General features: G+C 70.0%; 27 protein-coding genes. 14 read left to right on the top strand and 13 right to left on the bottom strand.

Going from position 1 to position 26025, the window contains the following annotated elements; all coding sequences use genetic code 11:
• Nucleotides 1-5: 5 nt before the first annotated feature.
• The gene (locus AB0I03_RS15650) at nt 6-572 is read right to left on the bottom strand and encodes a hypothetical protein (protein WP_360412608.1); all 567 of its coding nucleotides are present in this window, start codon (nt 570-572) and stop codon (nt 6-8) included.
• A 261-nt stretch (nt 573-833) separates the two neighbouring features.
• Between AB0I03_RS15650 and AB0I03_RS15645 the strand changes: the two genes are divergently transcribed.
• On the top strand, nt 834-2042 hold the full coding sequence (locus AB0I03_RS15645; RefSeq protein WP_360412605.1) for an alpha-L-fucosidase: 1209 nt from the start codon (nt 834-836) through the stop codon (nt 2040-2042).
• 45 nt (nt 2043-2087) lie between these two features.
• On the opposite strand, the gene AB0I03_RS15640 is transcribed toward AB0I03_RS15645, so the two are convergent.
• The 3 genes from AB0I03_RS15640 to AB0I03_RS15630 are packed head-to-tail and all read right to left on the bottom strand — an operon-like array spanning nt 2088 to nt 4579.
• The gene (locus tag AB0I03_RS15640) at nt 2088-3308 is read right to left on the bottom strand and encodes a HAMP domain-containing sensor histidine kinase (RefSeq protein ID WP_360412602.1); all 1221 of its coding nucleotides are present in this window, start codon (nt 3306-3308) and stop codon (nt 2088-2090) included.
• Nucleotides 3305-3997, bottom strand: a complete 693-nt coding sequence (gene cseB, locus AB0I03_RS15635; protein ID WP_360412599.1) for a two-component system response regulator CseB — start codon at nt 3995-3997, stop codon at nt 3305-3307. The genes AB0I03_RS15640 and cseB overlap by 4 nt, the downstream gene beginning before the upstream one ends.
• Nucleotides 3998-4000: 3 nt before the next feature.
• On the bottom strand, nt 4001-4579 hold the full coding sequence (locus tag AB0I03_RS15630; protein WP_360412596.1) for a hypothetical protein: 579 nt from the start codon (nt 4577-4579) through the stop codon (nt 4001-4003).
• A 113-nt stretch (nt 4580-4692) separates the two neighbouring features.
• Here AB0I03_RS15630 and AB0I03_RS15625 point away from each other — a divergent pair, with 113 nt between their 5' ends.
• A complete protein-coding gene (locus AB0I03_RS15625; RefSeq protein ID WP_360412593.1) occupies nt 4693-5466 on the top strand; it encodes a polysaccharide deacetylase family protein in 774 nt (257 codons plus the stop codon).
• A gap of 4 nt (nt 5467-5470) precedes the next feature.
• Here AB0I03_RS15625 and AB0I03_RS15620 read toward each other — a convergent pair whose 3' ends face one another.
• The 4 genes from AB0I03_RS15620 to AB0I03_RS15605 form a co-directional block, all read right to left on the bottom strand.
• Nucleotides 5471-6751: a hypothetical protein gene (locus AB0I03_RS15620; protein ID WP_360412590.1), complete on the bottom strand. Its 1281-nt coding sequence runs from the start codon at nt 6749-6751 to the stop codon at nt 5471-5473.
• A gap of 249 nt (nt 6752-7000) precedes the next feature.
• A complete protein-coding gene (locus AB0I03_RS15615; protein ID WP_360412587.1) occupies nt 7001-7603 on the bottom strand; it encodes a methyltransferase domain-containing protein in 603 nt (200 codons plus the stop codon).
• Between the two features lie 195 nt (nt 7604-7798).
• Complete coding sequence (locus tag AB0I03_RS15610) at nt 7799-8683, bottom strand: universal stress protein (RefSeq protein ID WP_360412584.1); 885 nt, start codon at nt 8681-8683, stop codon at nt 7799-7801.
• Nucleotides 8684-9127: 444 nt separating this feature from the next.
• Entirely contained in the window at nt 9128-9805 is a 678-nt protein-coding gene (locus tag AB0I03_RS15605; protein WP_360412581.1) for a hypothetical protein, read from the bottom strand.
• Nucleotides 9806-10022: 217 nt separating this feature from the next.
• Here AB0I03_RS15605 and AB0I03_RS15600 point away from each other — a divergent pair, with 217 nt between their 5' ends.
• The 4 genes from AB0I03_RS15600 to AB0I03_RS15585 all read left to right on the top strand — a co-directional run bounded on the left by AB0I03_RS15600 (nt 10023) and on the right by AB0I03_RS15585 (nt 13929).
• Nucleotides 10023-11225 (top strand): sulfotransferase, encoded by a 1203-nt coding sequence (locus tag AB0I03_RS15600; RefSeq protein WP_360412578.1) that lies wholly within the window; start codon nt 10023-10025, stop codon nt 11223-11225.
• A 117-nt stretch (nt 11226-11342) separates the two neighbouring features.
• Nucleotides 11343-12179, top strand: coding sequence for an SDR family NAD(P)-dependent oxidoreductase (locus AB0I03_RS15595; protein WP_360412576.1), 837 nt, complete (start codon nt 11343-11345; stop codon nt 12177-12179).
• 145 nt (nt 12180-12324) lie between these two features.
• On the top strand, nt 12325-13107 hold the full coding sequence (locus tag AB0I03_RS15590) for a hypothetical protein (RefSeq protein ID WP_360412574.1): 783 nt from the start codon (nt 12325-12327) through the stop codon (nt 13105-13107).
• 189 nt (nt 13108-13296) lie between these two features.
• On the top strand, nt 13297-13929 hold the full coding sequence (locus AB0I03_RS15585) for a hypothetical protein (protein ID WP_360412571.1): 633 nt from the start codon (nt 13297-13299) through the stop codon (nt 13927-13929).
• Between the two features lie 40 nt (nt 13930-13969).
• Here the strand turns inward: AB0I03_RS15585 and AB0I03_RS15580 are convergent, their stop codons facing one another.
• The gene (locus AB0I03_RS15580; RefSeq protein ID WP_360412568.1) at nt 13970-14377 is read right to left on the bottom strand and encodes a DUF1761 domain-containing protein; all 408 of its coding nucleotides are present in this window, start codon (nt 14375-14377) and stop codon (nt 13970-13972) included.
• A 271-nt stretch (nt 14378-14648) separates the two neighbouring features.
• Here AB0I03_RS15580 and AB0I03_RS15575 point away from each other — a divergent pair, with 271 nt between their 5' ends.
• The 4 genes from AB0I03_RS15575 to AB0I03_RS15560 all read left to right on the top strand — a co-directional run bounded on the left by AB0I03_RS15575 (nt 14649) and on the right by AB0I03_RS15560 (nt 18821).
• Complete coding sequence (locus AB0I03_RS15575) at nt 14649-15767, top strand: LCP family protein (RefSeq protein ID WP_360412565.1); 1119 nt, start codon at nt 14649-14651, stop codon at nt 15765-15767.
• 71 nt (nt 15768-15838) lie between these two features.
• Nucleotides 15839-17077: a D-mannonate dehydratase ManD gene (gene manD, locus AB0I03_RS15570; protein WP_360412562.1), complete on the top strand. Its 1239-nt coding sequence runs from the start codon at nt 15839-15841 to the stop codon at nt 17075-17077.
• 247 nt (nt 17078-17324) lie between these two features.
• A complete protein-coding gene (locus tag AB0I03_RS15565; protein ID WP_360412559.1) occupies nt 17325-18005 on the top strand; it encodes a hypothetical protein in 681 nt (226 codons plus the stop codon).
• Nucleotides 18006-18116: 111 nt separating this feature from the next.
• Nucleotides 18117-18821: a hypothetical protein gene (locus tag AB0I03_RS15560; protein WP_360412556.1), complete on the top strand. Its 705-nt coding sequence runs from the start codon at nt 18117-18119 to the stop codon at nt 18819-18821.
• A 48-nt stretch (nt 18822-18869) separates the two neighbouring features.
• Here AB0I03_RS15560 and AB0I03_RS15555 read toward each other — a convergent pair whose 3' ends face one another.
• Nucleotides 18870-19805, bottom strand: coding sequence for a nucleoside hydrolase (locus tag AB0I03_RS15555; protein WP_360412553.1), 936 nt, complete (start codon nt 19803-19805; stop codon nt 18870-18872).
• 175 nt (nt 19806-19980) lie between these two features.
• Between AB0I03_RS15555 and AB0I03_RS15550 the strand changes: the two genes are divergently transcribed.
• Nucleotides 19981-20415 carry a CBS domain-containing protein gene (locus tag AB0I03_RS15550; RefSeq protein WP_360412550.1) on the top strand — a complete coding sequence of 145 codons (435 nt, stop codon included), beginning with the start codon at nt 19981-19983 and terminating at the stop codon, nt 20413-20415.
• A 1-nt stretch (nt 20416) separates the two neighbouring features.
• On the opposite strand, the gene AB0I03_RS15545 is transcribed toward AB0I03_RS15550, so the two are convergent.
• On the bottom strand, nt 20417-21361 hold the full coding sequence (locus AB0I03_RS15545; protein WP_360412547.1) for a LysR family transcriptional regulator: 945 nt from the start codon (nt 21359-21361) through the stop codon (nt 20417-20419).
• Nucleotides 21362-21432: 71 nt separating this feature from the next.
• Here AB0I03_RS15545 and AB0I03_RS15540 point away from each other — a divergent pair, with 71 nt between their 5' ends.
• Nucleotides 21433-22395 (top strand): EamA family transporter, encoded by a 963-nt coding sequence (locus AB0I03_RS15540; protein WP_360412544.1) that lies wholly within the window; start codon nt 21433-21435, stop codon nt 22393-22395.
• 127 nt (nt 22396-22522) lie between these two features.
• A complete protein-coding gene (locus AB0I03_RS15535; protein WP_360412541.1) occupies nt 22523-23236 on the top strand; it encodes a MerR family transcriptional regulator in 714 nt (237 codons plus the stop codon).
• Between the two features lie 123 nt (nt 23237-23359).
• On the opposite strand, the gene AB0I03_RS15530 is transcribed toward AB0I03_RS15535, so the two are convergent.
• Together AB0I03_RS15530 and AB0I03_RS15525 are read right to left on the bottom strand one after the other, a co-directional pair.
• A complete protein-coding gene (locus AB0I03_RS15530; protein WP_360412538.1) occupies nt 23360-24106 on the bottom strand; it encodes an SDR family oxidoreductase in 747 nt (248 codons plus the stop codon).
• A complete protein-coding gene (locus AB0I03_RS15525; RefSeq protein WP_360412535.1) occupies nt 24099-24821 on the bottom strand; it encodes an SDR family NAD(P)-dependent oxidoreductase in 723 nt (240 codons plus the stop codon). The genes AB0I03_RS15530 and AB0I03_RS15525 overlap by 8 nt, the downstream gene beginning before the upstream one ends.
• Nucleotides 24822-25006: 185 nt before the next feature.
• Between AB0I03_RS15525 and AB0I03_RS15520 the strand changes: the two genes are divergently transcribed.
• The gene (locus tag AB0I03_RS15520; RefSeq protein WP_360413084.1) at nt 25007-26011 is read left to right on the top strand and encodes a sigma-70 family RNA polymerase sigma factor; all 1005 of its coding nucleotides are present in this window, start codon (nt 25007-25009) and stop codon (nt 26009-26011) included.
• Nucleotides 26012-26025 lie beyond the last annotated feature (14 nt).

Genomic DNA, 26025 nt, shown 5'->3' with positions numbered 1-26025 from the left:
CTGCCTCAGTAGTGACTGCGCTGCGGCCTGCGGGTCGCGGCTTTCAGCCGCTCGAGCAGGGCCATCACGACGACGGCGACCCATAGCGGCGCTACCAGCACGTACACGGAGAACAGGAGGTCGAGGTCTTCGGGGACCAGGGCCCGCTGGAGCGGCTCGACGAGGACGAACGTGAGCGACCAGACACCCCCGCACAGCAGCGCGATGTACGCGTGCCGAGCCGGATAGTGCTCGCGATGGCGCCGGCGCACCTCGGCTTTGAAGTCCGAGTCGCTCCGCCAGGCCTGCCAGACGACGTAGCGGCGGGACTCGCCTGCAGCTGAGGCGAACGCGCGGACCTCGTTCGCGACCGCTCGCCGCCGCAGTTCCGCTTCCGTTCGGGGCTCCTGCTCGTGCCCGTCCTGATTGGACAAGAGGCCTCGCCGCTCGGCCACCTCGAACTTGAGGTCGTCCAGTTTCACGCCGGGCAGGACGAAGCCGCGATAGAACACCGTGAGGACCCCGGCAAGCCACAGCACGATGCCGCCCATGATGACCGCGATCTCGATCAGACCCGCAGTAGCGGCGCTCATCGTGCGCCCCGGACCTGGATCTTCACGGGTGGCTCGCTCGCGTCGGTCTCGGTCATGTCACCGCTTCCTCTCCTCTGCCGCACCCGAAGCGTAGTTAGCTCGCACATCGTCGTCGTTTCGACGGGGGTCCCTCACGCAGCTCGGGTGAAAACCGACCACTCGTTGGTGAATCGAACCCTTCCGGTCGCCGGTGCCGGCTCCTAGGCTCGACGGATCGACCGCCGGCGTCGCCGGCGTGACGCCCCGAGAGGAACACCGACCATGACCGGAACCCACCGCGAGCGCCTTCCCGACTGGGCACGGGAGGCGAGCTTCGGCGTCTTCATCCACTGGGGAGCGTATTCGGTCCCCGCATGGGCCGAACCGATCGGCGCGCTCGGCACGGTCCCCGACGAGCAGTGGTTCGCGCACAACCCCTACGCGGAGTGGTACGCGAACACGATCCGCATCGCAGGGTCGCCGGCCGCACGGCACCACGCTGAGGTCTACGGGCCGGCACCCTACGAGGACTTCCTCGACCAGTGGCAGGCCGAGCACTACGACCCCGCCGGATGGGCGCGGCTCTTCCGCAGCCTCGGGGCGGACTACGTCGTGCCCGTGACGAAGCACCATGACGGCGTGACGCTATGGGACGCACCGGGAAGCGAAGGCCTCAACACCGTCGACCGCGGCCCGAAACGCGACCTGATCGGCCCGCTCGCGGCGGCGGTGCGCGCGGAGGGGATGCGCTTCGGCGTCTACTACTCGGGTGGCCTCGACTGGTCGGTCAGCGACCATCCGCCCATCGCGATCGTCGGCGACCTGTACACGCACCGGCCCGTCGACGCCGCGTACGCCGCCGCGGCGACCGCGCACGTGCGCGACCTGATCGACCGCTACGAGCCGTCGGTGCTGTGGAACGACATCGAATGGCCCGATGCCGGCAAAGAGGACGGCTCACTCGCCGAGCTGATGGCGCACTACCGCAGCACGGTCCCCGACGGCATCGTCAACGACCGCTGGGGCGCCGACGTCTGGGACTACCGCACGAGCGAGTACTCCGCGGGAACCGACCACGAGGCGGGCATCGGCTGGGAGAACAATCGCGGTCTCGGATTCTCCTTCGGCTACAACCGGATCGAGGACGACTCGCTCACCCTCAGCCCGCGCGCGCTGGCGCAGCACTACGCGGACGTGGTCGCACGGGGCGGCCGGCTCCTGCTCAACGTCGGACCGGACGCCTCGGGCCGCATCCCCGACGTCCAGTTGCGGACGCTCGAAGGCGCGGCTCCGTGGATGGCCGAGGTCAAGCAGTACACCACCGACCGGCGGATCCAGGACCGCGATGCGGTCGCGGTGTCCGCCGAGGCGGACAACTGGTGCCGCACCTGGGTGAGCGGCGGCCGGCTCGTGGTGGTGGCCGACCGGCCCGAAGCCGTCCAAGTCACGGCGCCGGGCTACGAGATCGTGCACGTCGCCCTTCCCGGATAACCGCTGTAATGTGCGCCGACCGCAGCACCTGAGCGGCTGCGAGCTTCAATCTGCCGTTTCAGCGACGCTGAGGTCCACTGTGGCGAGTGCGCCGCCGTCGGGGGCGTTGGCGAGTTCGAGGCGGGCGCCGAGCACGCGGGCCTGGCCGAGCGCGATGGTGAGGCCGAGGCCGTGGCCGCCGTTGCCCTCCGATCCCGTGCGGAACCGGGTCGGGCCGTCGCGGAGCACGGCTTCGGGGTAGCCGGGGCCGTGGTCGCGGACGCTGATGCGGGGCCCGTCGACCTCGACGAGCACCGGCGGGGCGCCGTGCCTGACCGCGTTGACGATGAGGTTGACCAGGATCCGTTCGAGCCGGCGGGGATCGGTTTCGACCACCGCGTCGGCGATGACGCGCACCTGGACCTCCGATCCGTAGGCGGCGACGCGGCGGGCGGTGAACGCCGCGATGGGCACGTCCGTCGTGTCGGCGCGTTCGTTGGCGGTGTCCAGGCGCGCGACTTCGAGGACGTCCTCGACCAGGGCGCGCAGCGCGGCGACGCGGTCGCGGACCAGTTCGGTCGGGCGGCCGGGCGGCAGGAGTTCGGCCGCCGTGTTCAGCCCGGTGATCGGGGTGCGCAGTTCATGGGCGATGTCCGCGGTGACCCGCCGCTCGGCCTCCAGCCGGGCCTGCAGGGCGTCGGCCATGGCGTCGACCGCCTGCGCCAGTTCGGCGGCCTCGTCGCGCGGTTTCTCTCCGATGGCGGCGCTCACCCGGGTGGAGCGGTCGCCCTCGGCCACCCGGCCCGCGGCCGCGGCGGCCCGGCGCAGGCGTCGCGAGAGGCGCGCGCCGATCACGACCCCCGACCCGGCGCCGCCCGCGACGACCGCGGCGGCACCCGTGACCAGCACCCGGTCCAGCGAGGCGAGCGAGGCCAGGTGGTCCTCGTAGCCGTCCCGCAACGACAGGATCCGGCCGTCCGCGACCGGCGCCGCAGCCCACACGAAGGCACCGTCCTCAGTGTCCTCGATCAAGGTCGCCGTCCCGCCGCCTTCGACCGCGGCCCGCAGGTCACGGGGCAGATCCGGGTCGTCGAGGACGCCGCCGAGCGCGGGCTGCCCGGTGCGGGCGAACTCCCGCAGCACCAGGGCGATCCGCTCTTCCTGGACCGCGCGGGCTTCGTCGGCGAGGCGGTAGGCGAACGTGAAGTGCACGATCAGGCTGAGCGCCACCGCGACCAGCGCGCTCACCAGCGTGACCGTCGCGGTGATCTTCCAGCGCAGGCTCACTGCACCTCGCCGGTGAGCTTGTAGCCGAACCCGCGCACGGTCTCGATGAAGTCGCCGCCGATCTTGTTCCGCAACCGCTGGACGTGCACGTCCACCACCCGGCTGTCGCCGCCCCACTGGTAGTTCCAGACGCTCTCCAGGAGGATGTCGCGGCTGAGCACCGTCCCCGGCGACGCGGCGAACCGCAGCAGGAGCCGCATCTCGGTCGGGGTGAGCGCCACGGGCTCACCGCCGCGCAGGACCCGCACGCCGTCCCGGTCGATCTCCACCGCCCCGAACCGCAGCGGCCCGGTCCGCCCGCTCCCGGCCGGTGACCGGACCGGCTCCGTGCGGCGCAGCGCCGTGCGGATGCGGGCCGTCAGCACGGCGCTGTCGAACGGCTTGGTGATGTAGTCGTCGGCACCGGCCTCCAACCCGACGACGACGTCGACCGGGTCGTCGCGGGCCGACAGCATGATCACCGGGACGAGGCTGTGCTCGCGGATGCGGCGGCACAGGCTGATCCCGTTCAGGCCGGGCAGCATCACGTCGAGCAGCGCCACGTCGGGCGGCGCGGCGAAGAACGCGTCCAGGCCCGCCCTGCCGTCCGCGGCGACGGAGACGCGGAACCCGTCGCGCTCCAGGCTCAGCTGCGTGGCCTCCCGGATCACGTCGTCGTCCTCGACGAAGAGCACATGCGCTCGCTCCACCGTTCAGCCGCCTTCCGTGAATTCGTCGCCGTCCCAGGTCAGGGGCGCCGAGTCCAGGCCGGTCGGGCAGTCGGCGGTGTCGCCGGGCAACCAGACCTGCCGCTCCAGGGTGAACTCGCCGTCGGCCGCCATGACGGTGTTGGAGGTCTCCTCGGCGGCGAAGACCCGCTCGGGCCCCGCCTCCCACAGCCGGTAGACGTAGCTGGCGTAGCCGGAGGCGCAGAGGTACGGGGAGTCGCAGCCCAGGACGTTGACGACGACGACCTGGACGTCGGTTCCGGCGATCGTGGCGTACGTCGTCTCCACCGGGAAGAAGCTCCCGTCGAAGCCGTCGCCGGTGCAGGGGCGCGCGACCAGGTCCTTGATGTCCTGGCGCACACCGGGGTCCTCGCGCAGGACCGCGACGGGATCGATGCTGAACGCCTCGCCCGCGGCCGGTTCGGTGGGCGGGTCCGCCGCGGGTGCCGTGGTGGCGCCGCCGTCCTCGGCGACGCGCACGCCGTCCCCGGTGATGCCGCAGCCGCCCGCCGCCATGAGCGCGCACACGACACCGATCCCCGAAATCCAGCTCCTGACCTGCACGTCCGCCATGCTACCGCTGAAAAAACGGCTGTTACACAACCGATGGATTTCCGCCGGAGGACCGCAACAGCGGATAAGGCCGACCGAGAAACAGCGCGCATAGCGTCCACCCCATGAACCGTGACAGCACCTCGAGACGCCGCTTCCTGATGATGAGCGCCCTGCTCGGCACCGGATTGTTCGGGGCCGCAGCATGCGGATCGGCCACGACGGCGGAGCGCACCGCACCCGCCACCGGCCGCGAGGCCGCGCCCGAGCCGTCCCCGAGGCATGCTCCCGGCCGGGCCGTGCCCGACCGCGCTGCGGCCGCCACGATCGACGAAGTGACGTATAAAGTGGACACTGATGATCCCGTCGTGTTCCTCACCATCGACGACGGCCTCACGCGTCACCCCGACATGGCCGACCTGCTCCAGGAGCACGGTCTGCAGGCGACCCTGTTCCTCACCGACCAGTACGTGCGCCAAGACGCCGGCTTCTTCCGCGAGCTCCGCGACCGCACCGGGTCGGTCATCGAGAACCACACCCTCGACCACCCCGATCTCAGCACCCTGCCCTTCGAGGAGCAGCGCCGCCAGGTCGGCCAGACCTCGGACCACTACCAGCGGGAGTTCGGCCGTCGCCCCACGCTCCTGCGACCGCCCTACGGCGAGTTCAACGACGACACGCTGCGCGCGGCGGGGGAAAGCGGCGTGACGCACGTCGTGCACTGGACCGCCGTCATCGACCAGGGCGACATCGAGTACGCCGCCGGTGACCGCCTGGAACCTGGCGACATCGTCCTGATGCACTTCCGGGAGGCCTTCCGCGCCGACGTCGAACGCTTCGTCGAAGAGGCGGAGCGAGCCGGCCTGCGTCCCGCGCTTCTCGAGGACTACCTGACCTGACGCCCTAGTGCAGGCGGGCGCGGAACTCGGCCAGTTCCGCGCGATCGTGTCGCGGCACTGCGGTGATCTCGGCAGTGAGGGTCTCCTGGCGGGTCTCCCCCGCTGCCAGGCGAATCGTCCGCCGGAACTCGGCCCTGTTCAGGTCCACGACCGTCTGCGAGCCGATCAGTCGCCGCGGCGGCACGACCCGCACCACCAGCTCGTGCTCGCCGGGTTGGAGCTGCAGCCACATCCGCGTCCAGCTCGCCCGCACCGCCTCGCCGTCGACGAACACCTCGGGCGCGGGAACCCACGGCCTGCAGGCCGGAAGTTCGGGCTCGCCGATGCGGATCGCCCGCCACCGCTGCATGACGCTCAGCTTCCCGCCTCCCGCGAGCGCCGCCAGCACCTCCGGTGCATATGCATCGACCATGAACCGCAAGTGAATACCGAGCCCGGCCCGTCCCGGAGCGGGAGCGATCCGTTCAGGCGCATCGGCATCGAGCAAGCGCGGTTTTTGCGGATCCCACTCCGCATGCGGGTCCGCCACGGTGGTTCGGCGCAATCGCGCCTGTTCGGCCAGCGATCGGGCGACGACGGCGACGGCGACGCCGAGTCCGACGGCGATGGCGCCGATGACGACCGCGCCGAAGGCCGCCGCGAACCCGGCCGGGTTCGCGATCGCGGCCGCGGTCGCGCCTCCCATGACCGCCATGCCGCCTATGACGATGAGGAAGTACCGGCCGGTGCTGCCCGGGCCGCGGCGCCGTTCGCGGAAGCGCGTGAGGTCGTGGGCCTGGTTTCCGGCCTCGTAATGGCGGTGCGCGGTGACACCGAGAATGCTCGTGTATTCGAGGTCGATGCGTTGGCCGCGTTCGAGGTTCACGGTCTTGTAGCAGCGTGAATGGCTGCTGGTGACCGCGATCAGGTGCTCGCCCGGCGGCAGCGTGAGCTTGGTGGTGCCCCAGCCCCACGAGGCCGGGACGCCGTCGACGCTCACGAGCGGCACCAGCGGCCGGGAGACCCGCAGGGACGGGCTCCATTCGCGCGAGTGCTGGTTCCCCCAGGCGGTGCGGACGACGACCGTGGCGTTGGCCGCATCGCTGTCGCGCGGCGACAGGTCGATGCGGTGCCCGGCCTCGACCGCCACGGCCGCTTCGGGATGCGGCCGGACGGCCCAGGCCCGGAACGGTGGGAACGTCTTGAACTCTGCGAAGCGCCGCGTTCCCGGCAGCACGGGCCAGAAGACGAGCAGCGCGATCGCGAGCAGGCCGAAGCCCAACCCGATGAGGTCGTCATTGCTCATGCGCCACTGTGCTCCCTTGGCAGGCATCGGGCCGGTGCCACCGGGCAACGACCGCGTGATCGGTCTTGGATCGGTGAGGGTTGCAAGCGGGCTCCGATCGTCGGGCAGGGGTCAACCACGCCGACCAGGCTTCCCGGCGCACCAGCGCCGACCCTACCGCAGCACGTCGACCGAGCCCGCTGCCTCGGCTGCCGATCGAACCGCCATCGCGGCGCGTTCCGCCCGCTCGACGGCGTGCCTGTGCCCGTGTCAGCCGAGACGTCGTGCGCGCAGGACGGTGTCGTGCGTGTGGTGGGTGCCGACCGGGCCGGGCGCCGCCCTGGGCCGGGTCTCGTCGACCGCTACGTCCCAGTCGCCTTCGAGGAGCCCGGCGATCTCCGCAGGCTGGTAGAAGGCGGTCGGATCGACGCCCTCAGCGCGAAGATGCCCGAGGTCGGCGAGGTCGTGGCCGGTGTACAGCAGGGTGCCGCCCGGCGCGACGGCGTCGAGCAGGCCGCGCAGCGCCGCGTGGTCGTGCTGTCTCGGCAGCGGGAAGTAGTGGGCGGCGACCAGGTCGAATGCGTGCTTGGGCGGCGGCGTGGCGGTGAGGTCGCCGCAGGTCCAGGTCACGCGGTCGCTCACGTCCGCGCCGGCCGCGGCCGCGCGTTCGAGCGCCACTGCCGACAGGTCGACCGCGGTCACCTGCCAGCCGCGGCGCGCCAGCCAGATCGCGTCGGCGCCTTCACCGCACCCGACGTCGAGCGCCCGCCCGGGCGACAGATCGGCGGCCTCGGCGACGAGCACGCCGTTGGGTTCGCCGCTGAAGAGCTGCTCGCGACTGCGGTACCGCTCGTCCCAGTAATGCGCGTCCATACGTCCCTGCCTTCAAGAACGGGGTCCTCCATGAACAGGCCCGCCCCACGGCACTTGCGAACGGCCACTGGCCGACAGCCGGAAGCGGGCCCGGTTCGCCATCCTGACTCCAACGACGAGACCATGGCAAAATTTCTTGCCGAAACCGCAAACCGCTCCCGGCTGCGCCGCTCGACTCCGGCGCAGCGACGAGGCTTAAGGCGAATGGGCGATCAGGACGTCGCAGGGAGCTTTGCGGATGGTGTGCCTCCCGATGCTGCCCAGCAGCGCTTGACGCCGGCCGATGGACTGCCTGGTGCCGGTGATGACGAGGTCGGCGCCGATGCGGGCGGTGAGGTCGGCGATCAAGTCCTCGGCGCGCCCTGAACCGACGACGAGGCGGACCGGCCGCACGTCCTCGACCGCGCGGACCAGGCTCTCGAGACGCGGGCGGACCTCGCGCAATCGAGCGCGACGCAGGCGGTCGATCTCCAGACGGTCGACCCCGGCCAGTCGCAGCAGGTCCTCGCCGGGCACGGCGGCAGCGTGCGCGGCGACGTGGCGCGCGCCCGGGGTGAACGCGACCCCGGTTGCAGCCGTGGACAACGCGCGATCCGTTTCTTCGATGGCGATGACCACGGTCCGGTAGCGCGGCTGGTCCTCGCTCTTCACCACCAGCACGGGCACTTCGCTGGTGTCGGCGACCGTCTCGGCGCAAGCACCGACGTACGCCGCCTCCTGCCGGTCCGATCCGTGCTCGCCGTGCCCGCCCAGGACGATGAGGTCTGCATGGAGCCGTTTCGCGGCCGCGACGATCTCGGCGCTGGCGGAGCCGGTCGCGATAAGCGTCTGCACCGGAACCGTCCCGCACCACGCGGCGAGTTCCTGGAGGTGGCGCTCCGCGATGTGCCTGGTTGCGGGTTCGAGGACGTTCGGTGCGACATGGAGCAGGGTCAGGGACGCCTCATGCCACTGCGTGAGCTGGAGCGCCCGTTCCAGTGCCGCCTTGGCGCTCGCCGAGAAGTCGGTGGCGACCAGCAGGTGCCGCGGTTCGTCCGCGGCCGAGCCGCGGCGCTCGGCGCTCGCCCGCGGCGAGGGCATCGTCGGCGCGGCCCCGCGTCGCGATGCGTAGGTCCTCGTCCGGACCGTGTCCTCGGAGGCGGACGGCGGTTGGATCGGACTTGGGTGTGGGTCCTGCATGATCGCACCGATCTTTCGACACTTCGGGATGGCCAGTACAGGTGAATCGGCGCTCTCCTCTGGCGGGCGGGACAGGGGGACGGGGAGGCGGCGCAGGGACCGCGCCGCCGCGAAGCACCCGCCCTGGACCGGCGATGATCATTCATGCCCCCGCGTCATGGCGGTCCTAACGATCGCGGGGCGAAAAGGTGACGGCCTGCCGCCGCGAATTGACTAGGCCCAGGCGTGAGCACCCTCGCGGCGACGCTGGTCCATGTACGAGGCGTTCCGGGGTCGCGCTCAGTCCGGGGCTCGGCTGAGGCAGGCGCACCGCTGCCGGACCCGCAGGCCCGGCAGCGTGTGCGGTTAAAGGCCCTTGATCTGCAACGGGAACTTGATGATCGAGGCCTTGTGCCCCAGTGGCAGCCCTGATGCCGTGAGCTCGATTTCCTCGTTGAGCTTGTACAGCGCGCGGTCGTCGGGGAATCCCGACGGCTTCGCCGACAGCTCGACCGGGACGCTCGCTGCGAGCGACAGCGGATCGTCGATGCCCGCGGGCAGGCCGAGCGCGTCCGTGTTCGCGATGGTGATGATGCACGGCACCGCGAGCTTGTGGTGGAATCGCGGCGATTCCGCCGAAACGCGCCGCAGCCCCGACGCGACATGCCGGATTCCGGCGCGCTGCTCGAGGTCGACGGTCACAGTGACGCCTTCGCGGTCACCCGTGGAGACGAGGTGGAACTCCTTGATCGTGGTCCGCACCGCGGCCGGATCGCTCGGGTTCGCCTCGATCTCGAACGCGGCCCTGCCCTGGAGCGGTCCGGTGCGGATCTTGCGGCCCGCCACGACCAGCTCGATGCCCTTCGACAGCAGCTCGGCCTCGGCGGTCGCGCCCGGTGCCGGAAGCTTGGGAATGACCCGTTCGGTGCGCCTGGCGGCCACGGCGACCCCCGCGACCGCCAGGCCCACGGCTGCACCGGCGGCCACGCCGGTCGTCACACGGCGCACCGTTTTCGCGCGCCGTTTCTTTCGGGTGGTGATCATGCTCATCGGCTACTCTGCCTCCATCGGAGTCGGAAAAATGACCCCCTGAGGCTAAGTCGTGAGTTGCGGAAAATCACCTGAACGCGTGAATTCCGATCATTCACATGAGACCGGGAAGGGCCGCCCGGCGCCGGTCCGCCCGCCGCCCGAGGTGGCGTCCTAACACGATCGTGAGAGACTGACTCGCGTTCGCACCGCTCGAGGAGAGGACGTCCCCATGCGCCGCGTCGCCGGTTGGGTCAAGCCCTTGAACACCGTCATGGCCCCCGCACTCGCACGCGCCGTGCGGGATCCGGACGCGGCCTTCGAGAAGGCCCTGGGGAAGGCCGAGGTCGGGGCGGGCGTCGGCGCCGACATCGACCGCGACTTCATTGAGGACTATCGGGCACTGCTGCACCGGTTCGCGAAGGTGCGCGACCTGTCCTATCTGGGATGGGCCGGGACGGTCTCGGAACTCCAGATGCGCATGGAGAACCGCCTGCGCATCAGGCGGCTCCACGCCGAGAACCCCGCGATGGGATCCGAGTCGATCGACCGTCCGATCGTGGTGGTCGGCCTCCCCCGCACCGCGACCACGCTGGCGCACAAGGTGATCGCTGCCCCGGAGGGCAATCGCGCGCCGATGATGTGGGAGTTCCACCACGCCGACCGGTTCGACATCGACCCGAAACTGCGCGAGCAGCGCCTCGCCAAGGCCCGGCGGGTCTCCGCCGCAGTCAGCGTCATCACCCCGATCTGGGAGACCATCCACCCCAGCACCGCCGAGACCCCCGAAGAATGCGTGCTCGCGCTCCCGCACGGCCTCCACTGGGGCACCCGCTTCAAGCTCCCCGGCTACCGGGAATGGCTGGAGCAGCGCGATTTCGTGCCGGACTACCAGTACCTCAAGGAGTTCCTCCAGGTCCTCCAGTTCGGCGACCGGCCCCGGCGCTGGGTGCTGAAGTCCCCGTTCCATCTGTACAACCTGGACCCGCTCCTCAAGGTCTTCCCCGACGCCCAGATCCTGTGGACGCACCGCGACCCGCAGACCGTCATGGGCTCGTGGTGCTCCCTTGTGGAGACCGGGACGGCCCTGTGCAACAGCCGCTACGACACCCGCCAGATCGGCCGCGAATGGCTCGATTCCCTGTCGTGGATGGTCGAGCAGGGCCGCCAGGCGCGCCTGAGGATTCCGCCCGAGCGGATGGTCGACGTCTCGTACCACCAGCTCACTGCCGACCCCTACGGGCAGCTCCCCCGCATCTTCGAAAGGCTCGGCCTCGACTGGAGCTTCCGCGAGGAGGGCAACCTCGAGGCCGTCCTCGCGCGGCCCGGCATGCGCCGCAACCACGAGTACACGCTCGGCCGGTACGGCCTCGACTCCGACATGGTCGACGACGCGTTCGGCGACTACACGAAACTCGTCAGCGCGATCCGCTAGAAGCAACCCAGAGGAAGCCGCGGCCTGCCGTGACGAGCAGCCGCAGCCCCCTCAGTTCGGAACCCTCCACTTCGCACATGCGACTATCGTGGAGACCTCGAGAAGGAGGGTCGGACGATGGAGAACCGCACGGTGCTCCTCTTCGGCTGCGGAAAAGTCGGCATCCGACTCGGCGAAGCGCTCATCGAGGCGGGGCACAGGGTGTTCGCAGTGCGACGCAACCCCGAAGTGCTCCCTCGCTCATTCACGGGCATCGCGCTCGACTACCGCCGGCCCTTCACTGCTGAGCTCCCGTCGGTCGACTCGATGGTCGTCACCCTGACACCGGACGCGTCCGAGCGCACATCGCCGGACCTCGTGAACCCGCTGCGCCGGCTCGCGGCCGCCCTGCCCACTCGGCCGCGGCGCGTGATCCTGGTGTCATCGACCCGCGTGTTCGACGGCAACCCGGGCCTCGGGACGCTCACTGAGGACGACGTTCCCAGTCCGGCGAGTCCACGAGCACATGCCCTCCTGGCCAGCGAGTCCGAGGCCCGCCGCCTGTTCGACGCGATCGTCATCCGCCCGGCGGGCATCTACGGGCCGGGCCGCGACCACCTCATCCGCCAGGTCGCGCGCGGCATCCCGATGGACCGCCAACGGCGCACCAACCGCATCCACGAGACGGACCTGGTGCGCGCGCTGCACGAACTGCTGCGCGCACCGGAGCCGCCGTCCACACTGCACGCGGCCGACGACCACCCGGCGCCGCGCGGCGAAGTCGCCGATCACATCGCACGGCTACTGCAGGTCCCGGCACCGCCGGCGCTGCCCGCCGGACCGAGCGGACACCTCATCTCGGGCGAGCGACTCGCCTCGCTCCTCGGAACGCTGCGTTACCCCGACTACCGCTCGGGCTACGACGACATCATTGCGGCTGGAGACCCTGGGCGCTGGCGCGACCTCGAGCGTTAGGCAGCCTCTCACGGGTGAGAACGTGGCGGAGCCGCTTGACATTGCGCGCGGCGACAGCGATATGCCCGCCGAGGCCCCCGCTTGGGGCTGGCACGCAGGCCGCTCGACGCCGGAGCCGCTGGTCAAGGGTTGATACCATCGCGAAATGACTGCCCCTGGACAAAACCACCCCGACACGAGGACGCTCCGCGGCTGGCTCGCGGTCAACTACAGCATCCCGGCGAGAATCGTGGCCGTCGCCGGGGCGCTCGCGAGCGCCTGGGGCCTGGCCGTCGCCGTCGGCGACACCGAGGGCGAGCGCCCCCTCAGCTGGCTCATGTTCCTCGGCCCCGCCGTGGCGGGCGCCTTCCCCACGCTCGAACTCGCGTGGCGGGGGGACCGGGACCTGTCGATGGCCACGGTGAAACCGCGCTGGTTCGCGTTCCCGTTCTTCGGTGCGCTCGGAGCGGTGATCGCCATGGGCGCCACCGAGATCGTCATGCGCGCGACGGGCGCACTCGCCGCCGCGCAGGCACAGGACAAGTGGCACTTCTGGTTCGCCGTCGACGGGCCGCCCGCGCCCTCGATCCTCTTCGGCCTCCTCGGGTACGCCGCGGGGCTGCTGCTGGCGATCGTGATCTTCGTCGTCGTCCTGTGGCCGCTCCAGATCATCCTGCGCCCGCGCCAGGCGATCGCGGAGAACATGATGGACACCTCGCAGGAGCACTTCCGCCGCAACCGCCTGGCCCTGGCCCTGATGCCGCTCATGGTGATCGGCGCCGTCGTGATCGCCATCGCCCTCACCTCGGGGAACGGACCGCTCGCGCTGGTCGCGATCCTGATCGAGGCGGCACTGGTCGTCGTCGCAATGGTGCTCCAACGCGTTGACAAGCAGCACCGTACAGAGGCCGGCGTCGCCGCGGGGGTCGAGCTCGACAGCGACCGCTGAGAGCCGCGAACAGGGTCCCGAACGCCGTCGGGGCGTCCTGCGAAGGTATGCGCCATGTTCTCTGGACTCGACGCCATCGACTGGGCTGCACTGGATCACGCGTGCGGCCCGGCAGGCCGGTCCCCTGAACCGATAGAGCCGTACATCGACTCGGGAGGGGTCCCGCCGTGTCGCTGCTAGCGTCGCCCGATGGACAGCGAGAACCCCTCCGATGAGGCTGGCGACGCCCCCACCCCCGCCGGCGCCGAGCGCTCCGGTCGGCGCCGCCGACTTGCGCTCACGCTGGGCGCAGTCGCGGCACTGTTCGCCGCCGTCGCGCTGTTCTGGTGGGCCCCTTGGGACAACGGACCCGAATGTGTCGAGGACCAGGCGCATGTCGTCGATGGCGAAGCGGGCCTGTGCTACGCGATCCCGGAGGGGTGGGAACCGGCCTCCGAAGAGCGCCTGGGCGAGCCTTACACGAGCGGAGCGGTCCCTGTATCGGCCGACGACCACTCGTGGATCGGGGCCATCAAGATCGACGACCTCGACGGCAGCTCAGTCGACGGCGACGACCCCGAGGCGGCGGCCCGGACGATCGCCGTCGGGCTCGCGACCACGTACGAAGGCGACGAGCCGGAGGTCGTCTCGCACAGCTGGGAACTCGGGCGCCGAGAAGCAGCCACGGCCACCGCTGCCGGCGATCGGTTCCCGGTGACGATCCAGGTGACGGTCGTCGAACTCGAGGACGGTCCGGTCGCGCTGATCAGCTCGACCACCGGCCGATTCATCGACGGCGACGAAGTGCTCGATCCCGTCCACGAGTCACTCGCATTGAGGTGACCCCGTGCGCGGGTGCATCCGCGCACCCGAGGTCATCGCGCTACAGCAGCCCGATCACGAGCGACATCACGAGGAACAGTGCAAGCTGATAGCCGGTGTTGATGAACGTCAGCTTCGCGGGCTTCAGTTCGAAGGCGTTGTGCTGCAGAAGTGTGGTGGCCGAGAACGTCAGCCATGCCGCGAACCCGACCAGTAGTGCCAGCCCCACGGAGTCGTCGCCGGTCGCCTCAGAAGCGAGCGAGATCCCCGCGGCGAGGCCGATGGCGGTCACGCAGTTCGCGACGAGGAGCTGCGTCATGTTCCTTGTGCGGGCGGGCCTGGAGCGCTCCGGCGTGACGCCGGTCAGCTGCGCCCAAGCGTCGGCGATGAAGCCCTTCTGGTACCAGATGAACGCAACGACCATGCCCGCCACGAACGCCAGCACGACGCCGAGCCAGTTGATCTCCATCGCACACTCCTCCGAGTTCGGCACGCGAGGTAGGTGGGAAACAGTAGATCACGCTGTCCTGGAGCATCGAGGACAAGCGCGCCTACACCGACCCCGAAGCCTTCGGCGAAGCCCTCTTCGCCCCCTTGGCCGCCGGACTCTGCGGCACCTGAGCGCCTCCTCCGTCACGAGGCGGCCGACAACACCACAGGGCGCCAGTGCAACCACCGGCGCCCTCTCGCACGTCCACTACTACGGCAAATGCGTATCCGACCCCAGGAGTGCTCACCTCATGAGGAATACGGCCGGCAAGAGCGGAGCGCCCTGGTGGGCGCACCTGATGACGTACGCGGGCGGCCTCATCATGGTCGTCGCCGGCGCGACGGCCGGCGTGGCACAGTACGCGTCGACCACCGCCGAGAACGCCGTCCCGACTGAAGACATCCTCGGCGACCTGCAGGCGGATATGGACGTCGAGAACATCGAGGGCCCGCTGAACATCCTGGTGCTCGGCACCGACAAGCAGGGCGGCTCGACCCGCTCCGACACGATGATCATCGTGCACGTCAACGGGGACCTCACCGAGGCCACGATGGTGTCGCTCCCCCGCGACCTGCTCGTGGAGATCCCCGACTGCGGCCCCGACTACAACAGCCCGTGCCAGAACAAGCTCAACCACGCGGCGTCGATCTCCGACGACTGGGAGGTCACCCGCGAGAACGTCGTGCAGACGGTCCACGACCTCACCGGGCTAAAGTTCGAGCTCGGCGCGACCGCGGACTTCAACGGGTTCGTGGAGATGGTGGAGCTGGTGGGCACCATCGAGATCTGCACCTGGAAAGAGTTCAAGTCGCACCACACCGAGCGGGTCTTCGAAGAGGGGTGCCATGACTACGACGAGGAGGCGGCGCTCGACCTGGTGCGCCAGCGCTACCAGTTCTACGACACGATCGACTACGACCTGGGGCTGTACGGCGACTACGCCCGGCAGAACTTCCAGCAGCAGGCGATCAAGTCGCTCCTGAAGGAGCTCAAGGCCGACGGCTACCTGGAGGACCCGACGAAGATTCCGGGCCTGCTGGAGGGTTTCGGGGACAAGGTCACCATCGCCAAACCCGATGACCTGTCGATCGTCGACCTGGCCGTGAACTTCCGGGACATCAACCCCGACAGCATGACCACGGTCCGTGTCCCCGCGAGTTCCGAGGAGGGCACCGACTGGGGCAGCATCGAGCGGATCCACGAGGGCGCGGAGGCGGAGGCCGCCGCGTCGCTGTGGGAGGCGCTGCAGAACGACACGATGGACGCGTGGATGGCGGCGAACCAGCAGTGGGTCAAGAGCAGCGACCCGCTGGCAGGCCAGGCCGACGAACCGACCGACACGGCATCTGCGGAAGGCACGACGGACTGAAACCGGTTACCGGATACAGTTCGGCGAAGCCGCACGCGCCAGGACGTAGCCGCATTGGAAGGAACGATCTGATGATCATCGACAGAGCCGAAGTCGTCGTCACCAGCCCCGATCGAAACTTCGTCACCCTCAAGCTCACCACCGACGACGGGCTCACGGGCCTGGGCGACGCCACGCTGAACGGCCGGGAACTCGCCGTCGTCGCCTACCTCAAGGACCATGTCGTCCCGCTGCTGCTGGGCCGGGACGCCCACCGGATCGAGGACACCTGGCAGTTCCTCTACCGCTCCGCGTACTGGCGGCGCGGCCCCGTGACCATGGCCGCGATCGCCGCGGTCGACATGGCACTGTGGGACATCAAGGGCAAGGCCGCCGGCATGCCCGTCTACCAGCTGCTCGGCGGCGCCTCACGCACCGGCCTCCTCGCCTACGGCCACGCCTCCGGCAAGACCACCGAGGAACTCTTCGACTCCATCCGCGCACACCAGGAGCAGGGCTACCGGGCCATCCGCGTCCAGACCGGCGTCCCGGGCCTCAAATCCATCTACGGGATCGCCTCCAACGCCACCTACGAAGCGATGGAAGGCGTCCGCTACGACCACGAGCCCGCCCAGCGCGGCACACTGCCCAATGAGGAGGACTGGGACACCCGCTCCTACCTGCGGCACGTCCCGACCGTCTTCGAGGCGGTCAGGAACGAGTTCGGGCCCGAACTGCCGCTCCTGCACGACGCGCACCACCGGCTCACGCCGATCCAGGCCGCGCAGCTCGGCAAATCCCTTGAGCCGTACGACCTGTTCTGGCTCGAGGACGTCACCCCGGCCGAGAATCAGGAGGCCCTGCGCCTGGTCCGCCAGCACACCACCACGCCGCTGGCCATCGGCGAAATCTTCAACACCGTCTGGGACTACCAGCAGATCATCCGCGAGCAGCTCATCGACTACGTGCGCTCCGCGGTCACCCACACGGGCGGGATCAGCCACCTCAAGAAGGTCCTCGGCTACGCCGCGCAGTACCAGGTCAAGTCCGGCATGCACGGCCCCACCGACATCTCGCCGGTCGGCATGGCCGCCGCCATGCACCTGGGCCTGAGCATCCACAACTTCGGCATCCAGGAGTACATGCGGCACGGCGCCAAGACCGACCAGGTCTTCCAGCAGTCCTTCACCTGGTCGGACGGGTACCTCCACCCCGGCGACCTCCCGGGCCTCGGCGTTGAACTCGACACCGACGAAGCCGGCAAGTACCCGTACGTCCAGGCGTACCTGCCCTACAACCGCCTCGCCGACGGCACGGTCCACGACTGGTGAACGCCGTGCCCGCGGACACGGCCAGAGGGAGTTCGAACCCGCGCGGTGGCTTGCGCTCCCATGGTAGGCGGGACACCGGCGGGACTCCGGCAGGAGTTGACCTCATTGGGGGACAACATCGCAGGTCAGGGCCCGGTTCAGGCCACTGCCGGGGCGAGGCGCCGGCCCGTGCGGGCACGCGGCGACCGCTACCATTCGGGATGCCGCTCTCCGAACGCCCGCGGCTGGAACCGAAGGACGAACCCTCATGGAGCAGACGCAGTACCGCGGCTTCGATCCCGATCTCGACGCACGGCCGGTGATGCACTCGCAGTTCCTGCGCACCGACGAGGAGATCCTGTTCGCGGTCGGGGTCTCGCCCGCGAACACCGCCTACGACGTGCGGGGACGGGAGCGCAACGGGAGCCGGAAGCGCTTCGTCCTGTCCGCGTTGAAGACGGCGCTGGTCACCACGGCCAGGCTGACCGTGAAACTGATCGTGTTCCTCCTGCGCCCGACGGCCTTCCCGGAGTTCACCCCGAGACGCGTCGTGCCGGTGACCGCCTCGGGTTCGCGGTCCGACTGCCGGGCAGCGGCGCTCGCCGACGCCGCGCGCGCGAAGACCGGCGTCTGGATCCTCACCGACCAGCGCTTCGCCTTCGTCGAGGTGCACGACCAAGACCGGCGAGAAACGGCCTCCGAATCGACCGAAGAACGCCTCGGTCTGCTGAAGCTGCATTTCGACGTGCCCGGCACATGGTCACCCGACGAAGAGGACCGGCGACTCGGCCCGGTGACGACCGCCCCGGCGTTCGAGCTGACCGCCGACCGGTACTTCGACCGAGGCCGTGACCGGCACAAGCCCAAGGGATCCATCGAGGGCGTATTCCACCTCCTGGAGTTCCCCGACGACTCCAGCATCGCCCTGGGCGTCGACAGCCCGCTCTGACAAGCAGCGGCCCCGCCTCTCGACCAGGACGGCTGACCTGCCGGCGGGCCTGTGGCCGGCGGACGAATCCCGTTCGACAGGCGGGGCCGTGGCGAACTAGGCTCCGCATCCGTGACGACATCGAAGCACTCCTTGGTCCGGGCCGCCGCGCGCAACAACGCCGAGTGGTGCCAGGCGATGTGCCGGTCGCATGGGCTGGCAAGCGAGTTCGCGACGAACGCCTGGACCGCGCCGACCCGCACGCCGGTCTACTATCCGGATGCGGTCACGCTGGCGCCCGGCGCCGACAGGGCCGCACTGCTGGCCCGGATCGACACCGCCTCGCCTGGTTCCTCCATCAAGGACAGTTTCGCCGATCTCGACCTGACTCCGGCGGGATTCCAGGTGCTGTTCGAGGCGCAGTGGATCCACCGGCCGGCGGGCGCGCCCGCCACCGCGACCGACTTTGCGTGGGAGGTGGCCGCCGAACCGGATGCACTGCGCGCCTGGTCGATCGCATGGGACGGCGGGGAGGGCCACGCCGACCTCTTCCGCCCCGAACTGCTCGAGGACCCGGACATCTTCGTACTCGCCGGACTGTCCCCTGACGATCGGGTGGTCGCCGGAGCGATCGCGAACCGCAGTGATGCGGTGGTCGGCGTTTCCAACGTCTTCGCGCCGACCGGCGCAGAGGCCTGGCCTGGCGTGCTGGACACGGTGCACCGGCTGTTCCCCAGGCTGCCGGTGGTCGGCTACGAGGACGGCGACGACCTCGCGGTGGCCGTGCGCCACGGCTTCGAACCGATCGGTCCGCTCCGGGTCTGGCTGCACGGCTGAGCGACGTCCCGCCCGTTGATCTCGGGTGAGCGGAGGCCGGCCGCCAGGTCAGGCGAGCGCCTCGCGCAGGAACTCCCGGTATGCCGTTCCTGAAGCGCGCAGCGCGACGATCGCGTTCGCGGGCTCGGAGCGCCACGGCCGAGTGTCGACCAGGAGCTCTCCGAGTGTGCGGGCCCCGGCGGTTTCGACGCTGACATGCGCCTCGACCGACTCGGTGAACAGGTCGGGACGCGCCAGGAACGCGACGCACATCGGGTCGTGCACGGGCGCTGCGGCGGTCTCCTGCGCCGCCCGGTCGGTCTCGAGCCGGTGCCGGATCAGACTCGCCGTCGCCGCGCCCACAGCGGTGGCCTCGAAGGCCGTGCAGTCCGCGGCGGTCAAGGGCGCGGAGTGCGTGGCGTCGAGCGGGACGATCACCACCTCGGCGATACCCGCGCTCAGGACCGCTTCGGCCGCTTCGGGATCGGCCCAGAAATTGAACTCGGCCGCCGCGGTGACGTTCCCGTTGCCGTGCGCACCGCCCATGACCACCAGCCGCGGAATGCGGGAGGCCAGCCGGGGCTCCAGGGCGAGCGCCAGCGCGATGTTGGTGAGCGGTCCCGTCGCGACGAGGGTGAGGTCGGCGTTCGCCTCGTCCATGAAGCAGTCCACCAGGAACTGCACCCCGTGCCCCTCCCGCGCGGTCGATGCCGCCTCGGGTAGGCCGAGGCCGTACTTCTGAAAAGCGCTGTCCTTGTTGAGGACCCGCCGTGCAACGGGCAGGTCCGGCCGGACGAGCGGCCGGGCCGCGCCCTCGTAGACCGGGACGTCGGCGCCGGCGAGGTCGAGCGCCCGAAGCGTGTTGTCGGTGACGTGCTCCACCGGCACGTTCCCGTTCACGGTGGTGACGGCGACCAGCTCGAGCCCGGGGTGCCCGACCCCCGCGAAGATCGCGATCGCATCGTCCGAGCCGGTGTCGCAGTCGAGGACGAACCTGACGGCCATATCTACTCCCTCTCGTTCCAGCGCAAGGGCACCGATGCTACCGAGGCTCGGATCGACTGCGGTCTGCGGCCGCGGGCTATGCGGACGGCGTCGGAGAGTGAGGTTTGAGGGTGTTGCTCCGGCCGTGACTGGGTTATGCTTGAACGCTACTCACTGTGCAAATGGGAGGGTCTTCATGCGGATAAGCGACATTCTGCGATCCAAAGGCGCGGCCGTGGTGACGATCCGACCCGAGGACACGGTGCGCACGCTCGTGGCCCGGCTCGCCGAGCACAACGTGGGCGCACTGGTCGTGAACGCTGACGGCTACGGCGTCGCCGGGATCGTGTCCGAACGCGACATCGCCCGGGGCCTGTTCGCCGATCCCGACCTGCTCGACGCGCCCGTCTCGCGGATCATGACCACCGACGTCCACACCCGGCTCCCGAGCGACTCGATCGAGGACCTGATGGTCCTCATGACCGACCGTCGCATCCGCCACGTCCCGGTGGTCTCCGACAGCGGCGCCCTCGTCGGCATCGTGAGCATCGGCGACGTCGTGAAAAGCCGCATCGGCCAGCTCGAGTTCGAGAAGCAGCAGCTCGAGGGCTACATCGCCGGAGCCGGTTGACCTATCGGCCGCCGCCAGGTGCACGCAGACCTGAGGCGCTGCGGCGGTGGCGCCGTTCCACATCGGCGGCCACTCGCTCGAAGGCGTCCAGGACCCGCTTGACCGCCAGCCGTTCTGCACGGTCCGGCCGCAGGATCGCGGTGATGTGCCGCCTCGTGGGGATGTCGGCGATTTCGCGCAGGACCAGGCCGGTGCCCGTCGGGGTGGTGAACCGGGGCAGTACGGCGATGCGGCGGCTGCCCGCGACCAGCGACTCCACGAGGCGGTTGTCGCGGAGGCGTTGGGACACCTGCAAAGAGGCTCCGGTGGCGCGCTCGATCGACTCGAGTACCGAGTCGAAGGGGTAGCCCTTGGGCACGCCGATCCACTCGCAGTCGACCAGGTCCTCGGTGCGGACGGCCGACTTCGCGGCGAGCGGGTGGTCGGCGGCCATGGCGACGTCGAGCGGTTCGCGTGCGAGCGGTTGCACGTGGAGCGAGCCCGCGCCCGCCGGGCGCACGCCGGTGAAGCTGTGGGCGATCACGATGTCGTTGTCCGCCGCGAGTGCGGCGTACGCCGCCTCGGCGATGTCGATGTCGCTGCACCGGATCTCGATCGCGCTGCCCTCGATGTCTCGCAGGACCGCTGCGAGCATGAAAGTCGCGGCACTGGGGAGGGCCGCGACGGTGACCGTGCCGGACGGTTCACCGCGGAACGAATCCCATTGGGCGCGAACCTGTTCGATCGCAGTGGCGACCGTCGCCCCGCCCTCGGCCAGCACCCGGCCCGCCTCCGTCAGGCGCAGGCCGCGGCCCGACGGCTCCGCCAGCGCCATGCCGAACTCCCGCTGTGCGGCCTTGAGCTGCTGGGAGACCGCGGACGGGGTCCGATGGGTGGCGCGGGCGACCTCGGTGACGCTGCCGCGCAGCGCCAATTCGCGAAGCAGGTCCAGGTGACGAACATCCATGTAGCAATACTACACAATAGCTTAAGTATATTTCATTTGTGCTTTACAGTCATGGTCCGCATCATGGAGCCATGCCTGTTCGTCACGTAGTACTCGCCATGGCGGTCGCCGTCATGTGGGGTCTCAACTTCATCGCCATCGACGCTTCGCTGCAGCACTTCCCGCCGATGTTCCTCGTCGCGCTGCGGTTCGCGCTCATCGCCGTCCCCACGGTGCTCCTGGTCAAGCGGCCCGACGTACCGCTGCGCTGGCTCATCGGCTACGGGCTCGGCTTCGGGACCGTGCAGTTCCTGTTCCTGTACTGGGGCATGGCCGCCGGAATGCCGGCCGGTCTGGCCTCCCTGGTCCTCCAGGCCTCCGGGCCGCTCACGATGCTGCTGGGGGCCACCTTCCTGCGGGAGCGCGTGAGCGGCCTGCAGTTGATCGGCATCCTGGTCGCGGTCGGCGGACTCGCGGTGGTGGGCTGGCAGCGCGCCGAGCACGCCAGCGTCATCCCGTTCCTGTTGACGCTCGCCGGTGCACTCGGATGGGCGATCGGCAACATCTGCAACCGGCAGGCGAGGGCGGCGAATCCGCTGCATCTGACACTGTGGATGTCGGTGGTCCCGCCGCTGCCGATGCTGGCGCTGGCGATGTGGGTGGAGGGGCCGTCGCGCATCGGCGACTCCCTGACCGGGCTCGGCGACCCGGGCGCGGTCGGTGCCGTGGTCGGCCTGCTCTACACGGTGGTGATCGGTACGATCCTCGGTTCAGGGCTCTGGACCTGGTTGCTGTCGCGCCACCCCGCGGGCGTGGTGGCGCCGTTCTCGATGCTGGTCCCGATCACCGGCATGACCGCGGCCTGGCTGATCCTGGGCGAGACGGTGACGCTCGCCGAGGCGCTAGGCGGTGTCCTGGTAGTAGGAGGAGTGCTGTTGGGAAGCCTCCGCAGACGAGCAAAGCCCTTGCAGGAGAACATGATCCGCCAAGCACTCTCGAAGAGCGATCGAGCGGCGGTCGCCGCCGCATCCGAACCGGGGAAACGGGCGGCGTAGGACCGGGCCACCGCTTCGGCCCGGGGCGCCTGGCCGACCGCGGCTCGAAGACGTCCGCCCGAATTCGGCAAAAGGGTGCTGGCCGAGGCTTGACCCTCAGGTGACCGGAGCCCATAGCGTGGTCGGTATGAGTCATCGCGAACTGCTCAGCATCGGCGAGTTCTCCGTCAAGACGGGCCTGTCGATACCGGCACTGCGCCACTACGACGAGGTCGATCTGCTGCGACCGGCCCGGGTCGATCCCGGCACCGGATACCGGCGCTACCGGCTCGACCAAGCCGCGCAGGCGACGCTGATCCGCCACTTGCGCTCAGTCGACGTGCCCATCGACCAGATCCGGACGTTGCTGGCCGACCAGAGCGGACCGGACGCCGCCGCGGTGCTGCATGCGCACCGCGAGCGGCTCCTGGAGCGGGCTCATGCCATCGCACGACTGGCCGAGACCATCGGCCGGCACCACGAAGAAGGGACCAGCATGGCAATCACGAAGGAGGACCGGGTGGTACAGGTGACCGTTCCTGCCCGCAACCTCGAGGCGACCGTCAAGTTCTACACCGAGGCGTTCGGCCTCGAATACGACGAGAGCATCGCCTCGTTCCAGTTCGGCGCGTGGGAGACCGACTCGTTCTTCCTGCTGACGCTCGATGAGTCGGCGGGAGCGGGCGGCCGGTTCGGTCCCGCGATGTTCGGGCTCTACGTCGACGACCTGGACGCCGCTCACGCGGCCGCGCTCGCCGCGGGAGCCGCACTCGTCCAGCCGCCCTTCGAGACCGACTACGCACCCCGCCGATCCGTGGTCGCCGATCCCAGCGGCAACCGCATCTCGCTGACCCAGCGCTGACGCGCTACTCCGGAGGAAGCCCGATCACCTTCCTCCGGAGCACGCCGTGCCGCATCGGTCAACGACGACCGTCAGCGCTCCGCATGGCCCGCTTCAGGTCAACGTAGGCACGTATTGCAGTGGTCACGGCAGTTCGGTCAGTCCGGCCGCGGTGAGCACGTATCCGGCGGCAAGGTCCGCCGGGTCGGTGCGGACGAGGCCCAGCACCGCCGATCCCGCCTGCTCCGGTGTCAGCGGGTCGCCGAGGCGCTTCAGGAACGCGTCCTCGGTCTCGCCGTTCCGGGCGGCGTACGCGCGGATGCCGCGCCTGCCCACATCGCCGAACGGCGTGATCCTGGGCAGTACGGCGGTCACGGTGAGGGCGAGACCGGCCCGGTCCGACTCGTCCTGGGCGTACCCGGCGATGAACCGCTGGGCCGCCTTGGCCCCCGCGTAGCCGCCGCTGGCGGGCGACCCGCCGATCGCCGCGCCGCTGCTGACCACCACGATCCGGCTGCCGGGCGGCAGCGGCTTCAAGAGCACCTCGCGCAGCCACGTGAACGCGATCTTGACGTCGGCGTTCCAGTTGGCGGAGAACGTCTCCCAAGTCTGGTGCTGGAGCGGTCGCATCACCGGATTGGCGCCCGCGACCAGGACGAGGACCTCGGGTTCGTACCGGTCGAGCAGCCGCCACGCGACCTCCGGATCGGTCGCGTCGGCCGTCTCGGCCCGGATCTGGCCGCTCGCGGCGACCAGTTCGTCGAGGTCCTTGCCGGTCCGGGCCACTGCGACCACCGAGGCCTTCGCGTCGGCGAACGCGAGCGCGATGCCGCGCCCGAGGCCCCGGCCGCCGCCCACGACGAGTGCCGTCGTCCCATTGAGGTCAGTCACGGTCGCCGCCCGCCAGGTAGGTCGCCATGTGGCGTTCGAGCGCCTTGGTCGGCCCGCCGTCCCAGCCCGCGGTCGCGGACGCCGACAGCGGATCCGGGAAGAGGTCCTCCTCGCCTTTCTCCACGCCGTCGAAGACCCGGCGCGCGACCGCGTCCGGCGCGGCCTTCGGGATGTCGAAGCCGCGGGTCATGTCGGTGTCCGTCGGACCGAGCAGCACAGCGTGCACGCTGATGCCGTCCCCTGCCGTGAGCATCCGCAGCGACTGGGTCATCGAGAACGCCGCCGCCTTCGACATCGAGTACGTCGGCTGGAGCGGCATGGCCGCCACCCCCGACAGCGACAGGATGTTGACGATGCGGCCGCGGGAACGCCGCAGCGCCGGCAGGAACGCCTGCGTCACCGCATAGGGGCCGAAGCAGTTGACGGCGAAGTGCCGTTCGAGCGCGTCCCGATCGTCGAGTGCGTCCGGGAGCGATATCCCGGCGTTGTTGACGAGGACGTCGAGTGCGCCGATCTCCTCGGCGGCCGCCCGGATGTCGTCGGTGTCGGTCACGTCGAGCCGGATCGGCGCGACCCGCCCGTCCGGGTGGGTCAGCGGGCCGCGGGTGCCGGCGTACACGCGCTTCGCGCCCCGTTCCAGGGCCTCGGCGACCAGCGCCCTGCCCAGGCCGCGATTGGCGCCTGTGATGAGGACGGTCGTGTCAGTGAACGTCATGGTTCCTCCGTAGATTGGTACGCGGTCCGGGAGGACCGGGTGCCTGCTGGGTTGCCGTCTCGAGCGGCTTCGAAGGGGTAGGCACCGCGGACGCGCGGAATTGGTCGGTCCCGGAGCGACCAATTCGCGGCCCCGCCGGTGTCGACACATGCATGAGCACCTTCCGACAGGAGCGGAGTGACGAGATGGCCGCGACCGAACTGCTGACCGAGGCGCGAGCAGGGGACGGCGAAGCGTTCCGGCGCTTGACCGAGCCGTACCGGCGCGAGCTCCAGGTCCACTGCTACCGGATGCTCGGTTCGGTGCAGGACGCCGAGGACGCACTGCAGGACACGCTGCTCGACGCCTGGCGCGGCCTCGGCGGGTTCGCGGGCCGCTCCTCGATCCGGACCTGGCTCTACCGGGTCGCCACCAACCGGTGCCTCAACGCGCTGCGCTCGACGCGCCGCCGTCCGGCGCGGGCGTGGGGCAACCCCGGCGTCGAACCGCCGGAACCGACCCGGATCGGCGAGGTCACCTGGCTCGAGCCCTACCCGGACGCGCTGCTCGAAGGCGCGCTCACCGTCGTGCCGGGTCCTGAGGCCCGCTACGAGCAGACCGAGGCGATCTCACTCGCGTTCACGACCGCGGTGCAGCTGCTGCCCGCCCGCCAGCGCGCCGTCCTCATCCTGCGCGACGTGCTCGGGTACCGCGCCGACGAGGTGGCCGAGATGCTCGACTCGACCACCGAATCCGTCCACAGTGCCCTCAAACGCGCCCGCGCGGGACTCGGACGGCGACTGCCGAACGACCACGAACCGGCTCCCGCGCCCGACTCGGCCGCCGAGCAGGCCCTCATCGACAAGTTCGTCCGGGCTTACGCCGCAGGCGATGTCGACGGACTGGTCGCGCTCTTCGCCGAGGACGTCCGTGTCTCCATGCCGCCGATCCCGCTCGAGTACGAGGGCCGCGAGGTCGCCGCCGACTTCTTCGCCGCGGTCATGAACGAAGGCTGGTCGCTCGCCCTCGTCCCCACGCGCGCCAACGGCCAGCCGGCGTTCGCGACCTATCTCGACCCGGCTCCCGGAAGACCGCGCCTGGGTACCGGCCTCACCGTCGTCACCTTGGCGGGCGACCGCATCAGCGCCCTCGTCAAGTTCGACAGCGGCGTGCTCCCGCGATTCGGCCTGCCACGATCGCTCGCACGTTGACGTCCGGTCTCCGA

The sequence above is a fragment of the Glycomyces sp. NPDC021274 genome (genome assembly GCF_040641195.1).
GTDB lineage: Bacteria > Actinomycetota > Actinomycetes > Mycobacteriales > Micromonosporaceae > Glycomyces.
This window is presented reverse-complemented; position numbering and strand designations above follow the sequence as displayed.

Coding starts and splice junctions, on each gene's coding strand:
- AB0I03_RS15650 (WP_360412608.1), bottom strand. CDS start 572: ATGAGCGCCGCTACTGCGGGTCTGATCGAGATCGCGGTCATCATGGGC.
- AB0I03_RS15645 (WP_360412605.1), top strand. CDS start 834: ATGACCGGAACCCACCGCGAGCGCCTTCCCGACTGGGCACGGGAGGCG.
- AB0I03_RS15625 (WP_360412593.1), top strand. CDS start 4,693: ATGAACCGTGACAGCACCTCGAGACGCCGCTTCCTGATGATGAGCGCC.
- AB0I03_RS15620 (WP_360412590.1), bottom strand. CDS start 6,751: ATGAGCAATGACGACCTCATCGGGTTGGGCTTCGGCCTGCTCGCGATC.
- AB0I03_RS15615 (WP_360412587.1), bottom strand. CDS start 7,603: ATGGACGCGCATTACTGGGACGAGCGGTACCGCAGTCGCGAGCAGCTC.
- AB0I03_RS15610 (WP_360412584.1), bottom strand. CDS start 8,683: ATGCCCTCGCCGCGGGCGAGCGCCGAGCGCCGCGGCTCGGCCGCGGAC.
- AB0I03_RS15605 (WP_360412581.1), bottom strand. CDS start 9,805: ATGATCACCACCCGAAAGAAACGGCGCGCGAAAACGGTGCGCCGTGTG.
- AB0I03_RS15600 (WP_360412578.1), top strand. CDS start 10,023: ATGCGCCGCGTCGCCGGTTGGGTCAAGCCCTTGAACACCGTCATGGCC.
- AB0I03_RS15595 (WP_360412576.1), top strand. CDS start 11,343: ATGGAGAACCGCACGGTGCTCCTCTTCGGCTGCGGAAAAGTCGGCATC.
- AB0I03_RS15590 (WP_360412574.1), top strand. CDS start 12,325: ATGACTGCCCCTGGACAAAACCACCCCGACACGAGGACGCTCCGCGGC.
- AB0I03_RS15585 (WP_360412571.1), top strand. CDS start 13,297: ATGGACAGCGAGAACCCCTCCGATGAGGCTGGCGACGCCCCCACCCCC.
- AB0I03_RS15580 (WP_360412568.1), bottom strand. CDS start 14,377: ATGGAGATCAACTGGCTCGGCGTCGTGCTGGCGTTCGTGGCGGGCATG.
- AB0I03_RS15575 (WP_360412565.1), top strand. CDS start 14,649: ATGAGGAATACGGCCGGCAAGAGCGGAGCGCCCTGGTGGGCGCACCTG.
- manD (WP_360412562.1), top strand. CDS start 15,839: ATGATCATCGACAGAGCCGAAGTCGTCGTCACCAGCCCCGATCGAAAC.
- AB0I03_RS15565 (WP_360412559.1), top strand. CDS start 17,325: ATGGAGCAGACGCAGTACCGCGGCTTCGATCCCGATCTCGACGCACGG.
- AB0I03_RS15555 (WP_360412553.1), bottom strand. CDS start 19,805: ATGGCCGTCAGGTTCGTCCTCGACTGCGACACCGGCTCGGACGATGCG.
- AB0I03_RS15550 (WP_360412550.1), top strand. CDS start 19,981: ATGCGGATAAGCGACATTCTGCGATCCAAAGGCGCGGCCGTGGTGACG.
- AB0I03_RS15545 (WP_360412547.1), bottom strand. CDS start 21,361: ATGGATGTTCGTCACCTGGACCTGCTTCGCGAATTGGCGCTGCGCGGC.
- AB0I03_RS15540 (WP_360412544.1), top strand. CDS start 21,433: ATGCCTGTTCGTCACGTAGTACTCGCCATGGCGGTCGCCGTCATGTGG.
- AB0I03_RS15535 (WP_360412541.1), top strand. CDS start 22,523: ATGAGTCATCGCGAACTGCTCAGCATCGGCGAGTTCTCCGTCAAGACG.
- AB0I03_RS15525 (WP_360412535.1), bottom strand. CDS start 24,821: ATGACGTTCACTGACACGACCGTCCTCATCACAGGCGCCAATCGCGGC.
- AB0I03_RS15520 (WP_360413084.1), top strand. CDS start 25,007: ATGGCCGCGACCGAACTGCTGACCGAGGCGCGAGCAGGGGACGGCGAA.